We start from the raw sequence: 12,846 nt of genomic DNA on the forward strand, positions 1-12,846 counted from the left end.
GTGCGTCACGGGGTTCGTATCACCGGGTTGTGTACTCGACCCGTCCAAAGGGAGCGGAGCGGCGGAGCAGGATCGCTCCGCCTTGAGCATTTCCTTATCCGCTTGTCATTTCGTGTCGGGAAGAGACCACGCGATCAGGTAATCGCCGAGCTTGGTCGGGAACGAACCATGACCGCCGACATAGGAGACGACATACTGCTTGCCGTTCACGGCATACGTCATGGGTGTGGACTGCCCGCCGGCGGGAAGCGATTGCTGCCATAGCACCCGGCCCGTCGTCACGTCGTAGGCGCGTATGTAGTAGTCCATCGAGCCCGTGAGGAACGCGACGTTACCCGCGGTGACCAGCGGCCCACCAAGCGCCGGCACGCCAATCTTCACCGGCGGGAGGGTGATCGGCAGTGAACTTCCATACAGGCTGTTCTGCATAGTGCCGTTGCGGTGCTTCCAGACCACCTTGTTGGTGGTCAGGTCGATACCGACCATATAGCCCCAGGGCGGATTACGGCAGGGCAGATTCAGCCCGACCTTGGCCAGCACCGGGTCGATGAACGGGGTGAGTTCCACGGCGTACGGGATACCGTAATTATGCTGGATGCCGCTCTCTCCTCCGGTTCCGCCCGCGCTGCCCGGAGACGGCCAGAGCGGATTGTTCGGCCCACGCGGAACGAGACGCGAGACGAACGGCAGCGAAAGGGTATCGGCGACAGCGATCTGGCGCAGCGGGTCGACGGCGAGACCGCCCCACTCAAAGATCCCGAGATTGCCGGGGAAGACGAGCGTGCCCCGGGTCGAGGGAGGCGTAAAGGTGCCCTCGTAGCGCAGCTGATGGAAGGCGATCCGGCAGATCATCTGGTCGAAGATTGTGCCGCCCCACATGTCGGCGCCTGTCAGCAGCGCCTTGGGACGGAGGGAGAGATCGGAGAAAGGCTGCGTCGGCGAGGCGTGATCGCCGGGCGCGGCGCCTTGCGGGACCGGCAGTTCGTGAGCGGGGACGATCAGCTTTCCCGTGCGGCGGTCGAGGACGAAGATATTGCCCGTCTTGCCCGGTGCGTAGATCGCGGGGATGACCGTCCCGTCCTTCTGCCTGATATCGACCAGGCTCGGCTGCGAGGGAACGTCCATGTCCCAAAGGTCGTGATGGACGGCCTGGTAGAACCAGGCGAGTTTGCCGGTATCGGCGTTGAGCGCGAGGATGCCGGAGGCGTAGCGTTCGGAATACTGGTTGCGGTTGCCCCCCCATTCGTCGGGGGTCTGCACGCCGGTCGGGATGTAGATCAGGTTGAGCGCGGCGTCGTAAGACGAGGTGATCCACGAGTTCGGCGAGTTCGCCACGAATTTGTGGTCCGGACCCGGCATCTGGTTCGGATCGGGATTGCCTGTGTCGAAGACCCAGACGAGCTTGCCGGTATAGAGGTCGTACGCGCGGGTGACGCCCGAGGGCTCATGCACCGAGCCGTTATCCGTCACAGCGCCCGACTGGATGACGAGCCTGTCGGTGACAACGGGTGGGGACGTGGCCTCCCATTCTCCGACCTGGGTGAAGGGCATCCCCTCGACGCGCAGGTTGAGCTCGCCGTTATTGCCGAAACTGGAGCAGCGCGATCCGTCATCGGCGTTGATGGCGATCAGGCGGCCGTCATTGGTCGGCAGAAAGAGGCGGCGGGCGCATTCCGTCGGCGCGGGCTGCCCGTCGATCGTCAGCGCGCCCGCAGGCGTGGCATGATAGGTCACGCCGCGGCAGGTCAGATGCTGGAAACCGGGATTGACGTAGAGATGGGGGTCGAACACCCATTTCGTCTTGCCGGTCGTCGCGTCGACCGCGAACAGCTTCTGATGGGTCGAGCAGAGATAGAGGGTCCCGTTCGCCATGACCGGCGTGCCCTCGTTCGTCGTCTCGCCGGGATCGTTCGCCGTCTTGAGATCCCCGGTCCGCATGATCCAGGCGACTTTCAGCCTGCCCACGTTCGAGGCGTCAATCTGCTTCAGCGGCGAGAAGCGGTTTCCATACTGTGTGCGGCCCCAATCGTGCCATTCGGAATCGGGCATCGCGGCGGCGTCGCCCGGCGCGGCGTTGGCGACCTGCGTCGGCAGCGTGCCGTCAAGGGAATAAGGGTCCTGCGTGAGCGAGAACGCGACGACGAGAACCGCCAGCACGAGGCTCGCGCCCAGCGGGACGATCGTCGCGCGGGTGGCCCCCAGCGGACGCCTGATGAACGGCAGGAGCAGCCATATGCCGACGATGACGATCACGTCGCCACGCGGAACGAGAGACCAGAAATCGAAGCCGGCTTCGGCGATGGCCCAGATCAGGCTGCCGAGCGTGATCGCCGCATAGACCCAGAGAGCCGCCGCCTTGCCGCGATAGAGGAGAAAAGCGGTCGCCAGCATCGCGATGCCGCAGACGAGATAATAGGGCGTGTCGCCGTAGGTCGTCAGCCACGCCCCACCAATGGTGAGGGCGAGGCCGATCAACGCGACGAGCAGCGCCGTCAGCATAACCGGCATCGGTAGGCGAGGGAGCGTGTTCATGTCGTCTCCAGGACTGTCGGATGGGAAGAATGGGCGCGTCGCCAATGCGCGATCAATCCGAGCCCGGCACGGCTCGGATTGATCGCATCACTGATTCGAAAACCGATAGATCGTCGTATAGTCGAATTCCTGCCCCGGACGAAGCACAGTCGTCGGGAAGGACGGATGGTTCGGGCTGTCGGGAAAATGCTCGGCCTCGAAGGCGATGGCATCGGTCTGGCGATAGGCCTTGCCGGAGAGACCGGCGTAGCCGCCGTCCAGCGAGTTCGACGTATAGACCTGCAAGCCCGGCTGGTTCGTCAGGACGTCCATCGACCGCCCGGAGCGAGGGTCGTAGAGATGTGCCGCCGGACGGGGGACGGCGCCGGACGGCCCATCGATCACCCAGTTATGGTCGTATCCGCGCGCGTACATCATCTGGACGAATGAATCGCGCAGGCGGTCGCCGATCACGCGGGGCATGGTGAAGTCGAGCGGCGTGCCGGTGACGGGCGCGATCTCGCCCGTCGGAATCGATGTCGGATCGGTGGGCGTATAACGGCCGGCGTCGATCTGTAATATTTCCGGAGCAATCGATCCGGACCCCTCGCCATCGAGGTTCCAGTAGCTATGGTTCGTCAGGTTGAGGACCGTCGGGGCATCGGTCGTCGCCGTGTAGTGGAGCGTCAGGGCGTTGGTATCATCGAGGCTGTAGGTAACCTTCGTCGTCAGCTTTCCGGGAAAGCCCTGATCGCCATCCGGCGAGACGAGCGCCAGCGTGACGGAAGCCGCCCTGCCATCCGCCCTGTGCGCGGCGAGCGTCCAGAGTTTCTTGTCGAAGCCCTGCGTGCCCCCATGCAGTGCATTGGGCGGCGCGGTCACGGCGATATGGTAGCTCTTGCCGTCGAGCGTGAAATTGCCGCCCGCGAGGCGGTTGGCGTAACGGCCGATCATCGCTCCGAAGAACAGCCCCCCTTTCGCGGAATCGACCGTATATCCCTTGAGCGCGCCGAAGCCGAGCACGATGTCGCCGGGATGCCCTTCGTGGTCCGGGGTCACGACGGACTGGATGATGCCGCCATAAGTGATGACCCGCACCGTCACATCCCTGTCGTTCTTCAAGGTAACGATCTGGACCTTGCGCCCATCGGCCAGTTGCCCCCAGGGCGCCACGGATACCGTCGGCGCGGCGGTCGCGACGCCGTATGCGAACGGGACGACGGACCCCATCACGGCGACGCGCCTGATATGGCGACGAAAGGAAAGATGAACCGACATCGTGATGGATCCTTGCGATTTGACTGCAACTGAATGGATGGCGGGGCTCAGAACGTCGTCCCCAGTTCCATGTCGAGCAGCAGGGCGTTGCGGTAGCGGTTCGTGCCGCCCGGATGCCAGATATATTGGACGCCCGGACGCAGGGCGAGCCAGGGTGCCGGGCGATAGCCGTAGTTGATCTCGCCGGCATGCTCCCCGCTGGGCTTGAGGATGTCGGTGTACCCCTCCTGCTGAAGGGCGGTGGCGTAAATCCCGAGTTTGGGGTTTACGAAATTGAATTTGCCACCGAAGCTGACCGTGTCGTTCGGGCGGTTCCAGAACGTGCCCTTCCGGACGATGCCCCAGGTGATGTAATAGGGCGCGATCGCCGTTCTGGGATCGCCCCAGGTGAAGGACAGGAAAGCGATCGTCGAGCGATTCGGATCGGCGCGGTCACGCTGCAGCATCCTGTCACCCTCGAACCATCCGCCGAACCGACCGCGGACCTTCTCGATCGGCAGGTTGCCCACGTCTGCCCCGGCGATCTGGAATCCCCTGAACTGGCCGTAGACGTTATTGACTTCGGACGTATCCCAATAGCCGCCGACCTTGAGATTCGTCGGCAGCGCGCCGTGCGTGTCCGTGCCGCCGAAATGCCAGCCGATCTGGAACGGCAGAAAGGCGCCCGTCGATCCGTGCAGCCACATCTTCCAGGCATAGCCCGTATTCGAGATTGTCGGATCGGCGTTGTAGATACCGGCGGACACAAGCATACGCTCGTCTCCAAAAGGAAAGACCTTGATATAGGCGCCGGGATGGGCGGTCGGGTAATAGCCATAACCGGAATTACTGGCGATCGCCTGCGGCATGCCGCAAATTGCATTGGTCTGGAACTGGCAATACAGATTCATGCCCCAATGGGAGGTGGATTGGGCGAAGTCGTTTTCCGAATTGATCCACCCGATCTCGGCATCGACATATCGTCCGAACTGTCTTTCGAACGAGAGCCGCGTGAAACGGATCGTCTCTCCCGATCCGAAGATCTCCTGCGGACTGTTCAGAGCCGGCAGTTGCTGCCCGATACCTTGCCCGGCGCGCTCCGTCATAAGGACATGGAAAATGCCGATATTATGACCCGTGAGCTGGGCAAAATTCACATCGGCGCCGATCGCCACTTCATGCGCGTACCGCACGGTGCGGCCACGACCACCGATCGGGTTTCCGGCACTGTCCTCGAGATAATGACCGAAGATGTTGATGCCTTCGTTCTGGAGCCGCACGCGCTCGCCGCCCCAGTCGCCCGTCATGGTCTTCTGCGTCAGCCAGCCCGCGAACGACGCCGGAAAGAAAGGCTCGTCCGGGACAGGCGTCACGGCATGGCGCGTCGTGCCCAGGGAGGCCGGCGAACGGTTATAGGGATTACCGAAGAAGATAGGAGGATCATCCGGGGAGACGGCAGGCCCGGACGATGACGGGTCGAGCGTCGCGCCCGCTGTCATGGTCTCATGAGGCCTGCTGTCATCGTGCCGGGTCGGGGACGGTCCCGAGACCTGCGCGTGGGCCGACGCGCTGACTGCCACGCAATATCCGATCAGCGCCGCCATGCTCATTCTCATCGTGTTGCGCCACTGCCTGAATGCCCGGCTCGTCATTCATATCCCTGTTGATAGTCATTATGAGCATCATGTTAACGCTAACATAGCTCGCTGGAAAGGCGGCCGGCCAACCGGGCACGAATAAGTGATTCCGGGATGAAACCGATAACCCCCTGTCCGGGAGCCGCCGACGCAGACGGCGTCGGGCCGTTTCAGGAAGCCCGGCGCGATGTCCGGCGTGAGCGCACGGCGCTCATCGGGGCGACGGAATCGGCTCGATCCGTCCCAGGACGACGACATAGAAGAAGATGCCGACGAGCAGCATCACGCCCGCGACGAGGAAGGCTGTCTCGAAATGATGGGTGGCGCCGACGATGAATCCGGTGACGATCGGCGCGATGACGCCCATCATATTGTTGAGGAAGTTCATGATTCCTCCGATGGTGGCCGTGCCGCCCTTCGGCGCGATGAGCGAGGGGATGGACCAGCCGATGGGGGCCGAGGCCGCGAGACCGGACAAGGCGATGGAGATCCAGAAGATCGCCCAGCGGGGATCGGTGGTTTGTGTGGCGTTGAACACGGAGAGGCCGAACAGCATCCCGACCACCAGCACGGTCTTGCGCACTTTGGTCTCGTCATGCCCGGCCGCGATCAGGCGGTCGACCAGCACGCCGCCGAAGACGATGTCCGACACTGTGGCGCAGGCCCAGGGAATGGCGGCGTAACCGGCGGATTCAAGGATGCTCATGTGCATCGCCTGAACCAGATAGCCAGGCAGCCAGGTAAGGAAGAGGTAGAAGGTGTAGCCATAGGCGGCGAAGCCGAGGCTCAGGCCCCAGACTTTCCGTTGGCCGAACAGGTAAACCAGCATGGAGCCGGCGCCGCTCGCGGCCTCACCCTCCGGGGTGGCGCCCCCTTCGAGGATATAGGCGTGCTCCTCGCGCGAAAGGTTCTTCTCCGCCGAAGGATCTCGATAGATAAAATAATAGGCCACGAAATAGGCGAAGCTCAGCGCGGCGGTGACACCGAAGCCCCAGCGCCAACCGAAATTCACCACCACGACGGCGCCAAGGGGCACGCCGATGACATTGGCGAATTTCGCCGCCGCATCGAAGAGCGAGGTGGCGACAGAACGCTCCTGACGCGGAAACCAGTAGCCGGTGGCCTTGGCGTTGGCGGGGAAGCAGGGCGCCTCGGCCGCGCCCAACAGCAGACGGGCCATGAAGATGCCGCCGAATCCGCTGGCGAACGCCACCGTCGCCGAGGCAATGGACCACAGGAACGCGCCCCAGCGCCCCACGGATGTGACCCCGAACCGGTCGAGAATCATGCCGGCCGGGATCGTCAGCAGCGCGTAGGACCAGAAGAAGGCGCTGAAAAGCAGCCCGATATCGGTCGCTGTGAGGTGGAACTCCGCCATGAGCTGCGGTGCTGCGACCGAGAGATTGATGCGATCGATATAATTGACAAGCACGCCCCCACCGAGCAATCCGCCGATAATCCAGCGGCGCCGTGGGATCTGCGCGGAAAGGCCGGTCATACTTCCCCCGATATGTTGATTATGGAGCTTCGCCTGATTGTCGATTATGAAGCTGCTGTTCGTACCTTGATTGTTGATTTTTGGCACATTGTTAACGCTAACATGTTTTGTCTGCAACGCGGAAACTGAGGGACACCTGATCGATGGCCGGCCGGAAACCACGCATGCCCGTCAAGGGCCGCGTGACGATCGAAGACGTGGCGGCGGCGGCCGGCACCAGCATGATCAGCGTCTCTCGCGCGTTCCGAGACCCCGCCCGACTGAGTCCGGACCTGCGGGCGCGGATCGAGAGAGCCGCGGCGGCGCTGGGCTACGTGCCCGACCGGGCAGCCAGCGCGCTGGCCTCCGCGCGGTCCATGAATGTCGCGGTACTGGTCCCGTCCATCACCAACATGGTATTCGTGGAAATGCTGGCCGGCATCGACGAGGTGCTGTCGCCGGAGCGCTATCAGATCATCATGGCGACCACCAATTATTGCCCGATGGAAGAGGAGCGGCAATTGCGCGGACTGCTGGCCTTCCGGCCGGATGGAGTGCTGCTGACCGGCATCGACCATCTGCCCGGAACGCTGAATCTGCTGAAAACACCCGCTCTGCCGGTCGTGCAGATGATGGAACTGTGCGGCCGGGCGGGCAGCTATTCGGTGGGCTTCTCGCAGGAAGATGGCGGCGCCGCCATCGCGCGGCACTTCGCAGGGCACGGTTATGAGCGGACCGGTTTCGTGGCGGCGCAACTGGATCCTCGGACCCTGGCGCGCGGGGCAGGTTTCCGGCGCGCGCTGAAGGAGGCCGGATTGGACGCCCCCTACGAGCTGATGGTGCCGGATCGGTCTTCCGTAGCCCTTGGCGCCGCGCTGTTGGACCGCGTTCTGGCGGAGTGCCCGGATATTGAAGCCGTGTTCTTTTGCAATGACGATTTGGCGCAAGGCGCGCTGTTCCATTGCCAGAGACGGAGGATCGCCGTGCCGCAACAGCTTGCGATCGCGGGGTTCAACGATCTTCCGGCCTCGGCCTGGACGGTGCCGGCGCTGAGCACCGTCGCCACGCCACGCTACGAGATCGGCAGAAAATCCGCGGCGATGCTGCTGGACCTGATGTGCGGCCGGGCACCCGAGGCCGCCCGGCTCGACCTGGGGTTCACGCTTCACGCACGGGAAAGCAGCTAGTCACCCGAATCTGAAGTTCGCTTCATTGTCTTGAGGCAGAAGCGTTTGACGGAGGCGATGATCTCTTCGGCGGGTTTGACCCACCGATATGGCCTTGGGTTTTCGTTGTGCACCTCGATAAAGGCCGTGATATCGGCTTCGAGATCGGCCGTGGAGCGATGCACGCCGCGTTGAAGTTGCTTGCGCGTCAGTTCGGCGAACCAGCGCTCGACCTGATTGATCCAGGAGGCCGATGTCGGCGTGAAGTGGACATGCCAATGCGGTCGACGCGCAAGCCAGGTCTTGATCATGGGCGTCTTGTGTGTGGCGTAATTGTCCATGACGAGATGGACGTCCTGACCCTCAGGCATCCCGACATCGATGCGCTTCAGGAAATCCAGAAATTCGGTCGCGCGATGGCGCTTGTAGCATTTTCCGATCACAGCCCCTGTCGCGATATCGAGGGCGGCAAACAGCGACGTCGTGCCATTCCGGCTGTGAACCGGCGTGGAAAATTGACCCTGCTGGAGGGGTAATCGGCGCCGAAAACTGACCCCTCTGATGCATGGGCTCACAGTGGTCTTCGTGATCTTGCCCGCGGACCCGGTATATTGCCGTCCTACCCCGCACCATGCAGTCCCCTTCTTGAGAAAACCAGTCTCGTCGACCACCAGCACCGCGTCGGTATCCCCCAGATGCTCGACGACATGATCGCGCACGACGTCCCGCAACGCATCGGCGTCCCAATGCCCGCGTCCAAGCAGGGCCTGCTGTCGCCATGGCCCCGGATCGCCCGCGGCTTCCGCGCGCATCCAGCCGGTCTTGCGCGGTTCGTTGCCCAGCAGTGTTTCCAGAAACCGCCCTGCCGACAACGCCACCCGCTCCTGGCCGAATACAGGGCGCATCCGCGCTTTGGCGTCCCGCAGCGCCTCCAGCGTCAGGGTAAGAACATCCTCAACCGAGCCCGCACCATTCATCTCGTTCAGAATCATGGTTACCCATAGATTCAGAACGCTCAGATAAACGCAACTGTAGTGCTAGTCTTCGACGCCGAGAATGCCGTTGCGATAGCTTTCGGTCGGCGCGGCCGGACCGACGAGGGACGCAACAAGCGCCTTCCCGAAATCCGGATTGTCGATATGGACGATCTCCTTGCCGCCGCGCTGGACGCTCACGCCCTGATCGGTGATCAGGATCGTCTGCGACGTGCCACCCTCGGCGGCCGTCTGATGCGCCATGAACGTGGCGTAGGCCGCCTCATTCTTCTCGCCGCACGCATTCACCTTGCAATATCGCGCGTGGATGGCGTCGTACTCCTCCCTGATGCGGTGTTCGGACGCATCATGCAGGAACTGCGTGTAGATGACCTTGGGATTGGGCTCGTTCATGACGGCCTCGGCGTCGTGAGCCGGAGTGACGACATATAATCCCGTGGCATAGCCGTTCACCAGGTGGAAAAATACGCGAACACCGACACCGTTGAGCTTCAGCACGGTCCCGCCGACCGGGAGGGTTTCGGGGAATACGACGCCGGCGACCTTGCGCCCCTCATCGGCTCTGGCCAATGGCGCGGCCAGCACGCCACAAGACAGACTCACCGTGAGAAAAAGGAAGGCGCGGCGTGCGCCCGAACGACTCAAGACCATGAGGTTTGTCCTCTGAATAGGGGGGTGCGATTCGTGACGTGCACGCTCCGGCTCCGGCGAATCCCGCCAGGATGTATCGAAAACGCCGCGCCATGCCTTTCGCTTCCTGTGTTGAACCCTTCGTGTACGCCGCCGTGCCCGGATTGATTCCCGGCGCGGCGGCTCATAGAATTCAAACAAACGTTCGTCATATTAACAACCCGTATAACAGGCGCGCGGGATCACGATTCCGCCGCTGCCAACCCACTTTCTGCTTCTGCCGACCCACCCCGCAAGGATGCGAAGAACGATGTCCGACGATCAGACCATAGCGACACCCCCGCCCTACGAGCCGATGATCCGCGTGATCGCCATGCCGGCGGACACGAACCCGGCGGGAGATATTTTCGGCGGCTGGCTCGTGTCGCAGATGGACCTCGCGGCCGGCACCCTCGCCGCCAAGCACGCGCGAGGCCGCTGCGTGACCATCGCGATCGACCGTCTGATCTTCCACCTGCCCGTCGCCGTCGGCGACGAAATCAGCATCTATACGAAAATCGTGAAGACGGGACGCAGCTCGATGGTCATCCACGTCCAGACCTGGCGCCGCCCCCGCCATGACGACCAGGCGTTCCTGGTCACGGAAGGCACCTTCACCTTCGTCGCCATCGACGAGAACCGTCGCCCCCGCACGCTGCCGGAGACGACGCCCGCCGGTCCGCCCGCCTGAGCGGGGCTTTCATGCGGGCGGACCTCTCAATCGTCCGCCTGAAGAAACTCCCTGAGCAACTGCCCCGTATCGGGGCCGTCGGGATCGGCGGCCAGACGGCGATAGAGCCCGCTCGCCCGCGCGATCGGCTCCCCGTCGACCATGGCGAGCCCCTGGACGAACGCCACGGTCCGGGTCACGCGCAGAACATCGGCCGAGAAGCCGATCCATTTTCCCAGAAGCCCCGGCGCGAGGAAATCGACCGTCAGGGACATGGTCGGCATGATCGGAACCTGCAAATGATTGGCGAACATCGCCGCCATGGCGAGATACCCGTCGAAGACGGTCGCGATCATGCCGCCGTGACAGACGCCGACATGATTGCAGTGCCTCGGCTCGACGACGAAACCGGCCAGCAGCTTCCCGTCCCGCGCCGCGACGTCGAACCCGCCGGACGCTTCATGAAAGCCGGGCTCCCCGACACCGAGCCCCTTTGGAAGAGGCAACGCGCGGAACCCCGGCGGCCGCGCGCAAGAACCGTTCCCGGCCTCTGTGGAGGTCATCGCATTGCTCCATATGAAAGATCCGCCCTTCCTTCGGCGCCGCCTGTGCGACGCCGCCTGTGCACCGCCGAAGGAAAAAAGCGGAACGACGCGGGATCAGAACGCCTCGTCCGGCAGCGCCATCATCGACGCCTTGCCGGACTTGATCTTCAGATAAAGCGCCGCCGATTCCGGCAGGACGCGCTCGTAGAAGAACCGGGCGGACGAGATCTTCGCCGCATAGAAGGCCTGATCCGGCCCGGGGGCGAAGGATTTCGGCACCGCGATCACGACAGCCTTCGCCCAGAGATAGGCCAGCCCGACGAGACCCATGAGGCGCAGATAGTCGGTCGCGGCAGCGCCCGCCTCCTCCGGATCACGCATCCCCCGTTCGGCGATCTGCGCGGTCGAAAGCTGCAACGCACCCAGCGCGCGTTCGAGCCCGGTGATCATCTCGCCGAGCATCGGATTTTCCTTGTTCTCGGCGATGAACGCCGCGATCGGATGGAAGAACCCACGCAGATTGCGGCCCATATGAGCAGGAAGCTTGCGACCGACGAGATCGAGCGCCTGCACGCCGTTCGTGCCTTCATAGATCATCGCGATCCGCGCATCGCGCACGTATTGCTCGACGCCATGATCGACGATGTACCCATGCCCGCCATAGGTCTGCACGGCCAGATTGGCGGATTCGAAGCCGAGATCGGTGAACATCGCCTTCACGACCGGCGTCATGAGCGCCACGAAATCCTCGGCGTCGCGACGCTGGCGCTCATCGGCCGCATGTTCGGAAATGTCGAGCTGCATGGCCACCCACGCGCCGAGCGCGCGGCAGCCTTCGGCATTCACGCGCATGGTCATCAGCATGCGGCGCACGTCCGGATGCACGATGATCGGATCGGCCGGCAGTTCCGGATGTTTCGCACCCGCGAGCGAACGGCCCTGGAGACGTTCCTTCGCATAGGCGACGGCGCTCTGATAGGCGGTCTCCGCGATGCCGAGGCCCTGAATGCCCACGCCGAGGCGCTCGGTGTTCATCATGGCGAACATGGCCTGCATGCCCTTGTGCGGCGCGCCGATCAGCCACCCCTTCGCGTCGTCGAAGGCAAGCTGACACGTGGCCGAGGCCTTGATGCCCATCTTGTGCTCGATGCCGGTGCACAGCACGCCGTTGCGCTCGCCCGGCGCGCCGTTCTCGTCGGGGAGGAATTTCGGCACCAGAAAGAGGCTGATCCCCTTGATGCCGGGCGGGGCGTCGGGCAGGCGCGCGAGCACCAGATGGACGATATTGTCGGACAGGTCGTGTTCGCCGGCCGAGATGAAGATCTTCGAACCGCTGACGCGATAGCTCCCATCCTCCTGCGGGACGGCGCGCGTCCGCAGAAGGCCGAGATCGGTACCGCAATGCGCCTCGGTCAGACACATGCTGCCGGACCATTCGCCGCTGATCATCTTCGGCAGGTAGAAGGATTTCAGCTCGTCCGAACCGTATTTGCGCAGCGCCACCGTGGCGCCGCCGGTCAGGCCGGGATACAGGCCGAAGGACAGGTTGGTGGCGCAGATCATCTCCGAGATCATCAGTCCGATGGTCTCGGGCAGGCCCTGGCCGCCGAATTCCGGCGGCGCCGAGACGGCGGACCACCCGCCCTCGCAGAACTGCCTGTAGGCCTCCTTGAACCCGCGAGGCGTCCTGACGACGCCGTTCTCGATCGTACAGCCCTCCTTGTCGCCGGTCGCGTTCAGCGGCAGCAGCACCTCGGAGGTGAACTTGCCCCCCTCCTCCAGCACCGTCGCCGCCAGATCGGCATCGACCTCGGAAAACGCTTCAAGCGCGGTCAACTGCGAGAAATCATGCAACTCCGTCAGCACGAACGCCATGTCGCGCAGGGGCGGCGTATAGGTTTGCATCGTTCGGTTCCCCT

Annotated in this window: 10 protein-coding genes; 2 read left to right on the forward strand and 8 right to left on the reverse strand. The window is 63.5% G+C overall.

Annotation, left to right across the window (positions count from 1 at the left end; genetic code table 11):
* Window positions 1-105: 105 nt before the first annotated feature.
* The 4 genes from EDC31_RS05860 to EDC31_RS05875 all read right to left on the reverse strand — a co-directional run bounded on the left by EDC31_RS05860 (window position 106) and on the right by EDC31_RS05875 (window position 6,903).
* A complete protein-coding gene (locus EDC31_RS05860; protein WP_042055139.1) occupies window positions 106-2,532 on the reverse strand; it encodes a glucose/quinate/shikimate family membrane-bound PQQ-dependent dehydrogenase in 2,427 nt (808 codons plus the stop codon).
* Window positions 2,533-2,619: 87 nt separating this feature from the next.
* Window positions 2,620-3,741 (reverse strand): aldose epimerase family protein, encoded by a 1,122-nt coding sequence (locus EDC31_RS05865; protein WP_239641510.1) that lies wholly within the window; start codon window positions 3,739-3,741, stop codon window positions 2,620-2,622.
* A 95-nt stretch (window positions 3,742-3,836) separates the two neighbouring features.
* Window positions 3,837-5,372, reverse strand: coding sequence for a carbohydrate porin (locus tag EDC31_RS05870; protein ID WP_243697792.1), 1,536 nt, complete (start codon window positions 5,370-5,372; stop codon window positions 3,837-3,839).
* Between the two features lie 244 nt (window positions 5,373-5,616).
* Window positions 5,617-6,903, reverse strand: coding sequence for an MFS transporter (locus EDC31_RS05875; RefSeq protein ID WP_042055131.1), 1,287 nt, complete (start codon window positions 6,901-6,903; stop codon window positions 5,617-5,619).
* Between the two features lie 164 nt (window positions 6,904-7,067).
* Between EDC31_RS05875 and gntR the strand changes: the two genes are divergently transcribed.
* Window positions 7,068-8,069 (forward strand): HTH-type transcriptional regulator GntR, encoded by a 1,002-nt coding sequence (gntR, locus tag EDC31_RS05880; RefSeq protein ID WP_239641505.1) that lies wholly within the window; start codon window positions 7,068-7,070, stop codon window positions 8,067-8,069.
* Here gntR and EDC31_RS05885 read toward each other — a convergent pair.
* Together EDC31_RS05885 and EDC31_RS05890 are read right to left on the reverse strand one after the other, a co-directional pair.
* Complete coding sequence (locus EDC31_RS05885) at window positions 8,066-9,040, reverse strand: IS630 family transposase (protein WP_132126947.1); 975 nt, start codon at window positions 9,038-9,040, stop codon at window positions 8,066-8,068. The genes gntR and EDC31_RS05885 overlap by 4 nt on opposite strands.
* Before the next feature lie 45 nt (window positions 9,041-9,085).
* Window positions 9,086-9,694, reverse strand: coding sequence for a chalcone isomerase family protein (locus tag EDC31_RS05890; RefSeq protein WP_052511673.1), 609 nt, complete (start codon window positions 9,692-9,694; stop codon window positions 9,086-9,088).
* Between the two features lie 289 nt (window positions 9,695-9,983).
* Between EDC31_RS05890 and EDC31_RS05895 the strand changes: the two genes are divergently transcribed.
* Complete coding sequence (locus EDC31_RS05895; protein ID WP_042056593.1) at window positions 9,984-10,403, forward strand: acyl-CoA thioesterase; 420 nt, start codon at window positions 9,984-9,986, stop codon at window positions 10,401-10,403.
* A gap of 26 nt (window positions 10,404-10,429) precedes the next feature.
* Here EDC31_RS05895 and EDC31_RS05900 read toward each other — a convergent pair whose 3' ends face one another.
* Entirely contained in the window at window positions 10,430-10,945 is a 516-nt protein-coding gene (locus EDC31_RS05900; RefSeq protein WP_042056591.1) for a PaaI family thioesterase, read from the reverse strand.
* A 96-nt stretch (window positions 10,946-11,041) separates the two neighbouring features.
* Window positions 11,042-12,832, reverse strand: coding sequence for an acyl-CoA dehydrogenase C-terminal domain-containing protein (locus tag EDC31_RS05905; protein WP_042056589.1), 1,791 nt, complete (start codon window positions 12,830-12,832; stop codon window positions 11,042-11,044).
* Window positions 12,833-12,846 lie beyond the last annotated feature (14 nt).

The sequence above is a fragment of the Acidomonas methanolica genome (assembly GCF_004346035.1).
Lineage (GTDB): Bacteria > Pseudomonadota > Alphaproteobacteria > Acetobacterales > Acetobacteraceae > Acidomonas > Acidomonas methanolica.

Excerpts from the sequence above, each read along its gene's own strand:
- EDC31_RS05860 (WP_042055139.1), bottom strand. The coding sequence starts at position 2,532 with ATGAACACGCTCCCTCGCCTACCGATGCCGGTTATGCTGACGGCGCTG.
- EDC31_RS05865 (WP_239641510.1), bottom strand. The coding sequence starts at position 3,741 with ATGGGGTCCGTCGTCCCGTTCGCATACGGCGTCGCGACCGCCGCGCCG.
- EDC31_RS05870 (WP_243697792.1), bottom strand. The coding sequence starts at position 5,372 with ATGGCGGCGCTGATCGGATATTGCGTGGCAGTCAGCGCGTCGGCCCAC.
- EDC31_RS05875 (WP_042055131.1), bottom strand. The coding sequence starts at position 6,903 with ATGACCGGCCTTTCCGCGCAGATCCCACGGCGCCGCTGGATTATCGGC.
- gntR (WP_239641505.1), top strand. The coding sequence starts at position 7,068 with ATGCCCGTCAAGGGCCGCGTGACGATCGAAGACGTGGCGGCGGCGGCC.
- EDC31_RS05885 (WP_132126947.1), bottom strand. The coding sequence starts at position 9,040 with ATGATTCTGAACGAGATGAATGGTGCGGGCTCGGTTGAGGATGTTCTT.
- EDC31_RS05890 (WP_052511673.1), bottom strand. The coding sequence starts at position 9,694 with ATGGTCTTGAGTCGTTCGGGCGCACGCCGCGCCTTCCTTTTTCTCACG.
- EDC31_RS05895 (WP_042056593.1), top strand. The coding sequence starts at position 9,984 with ATGTCCGACGATCAGACCATAGCGACACCCCCGCCCTACGAGCCGATG.
- EDC31_RS05900 (WP_042056591.1), bottom strand. The coding sequence starts at position 10,945 with ATGACCTCCACAGAGGCCGGGAACGGTTCTTGCGCGCGGCCGCCGGGG.
- EDC31_RS05905 (WP_042056589.1), bottom strand. The coding sequence starts at position 12,832 with ATGCAAACCTATACGCCGCCCCTGCGCGACATGGCGTTCGTGCTGACG.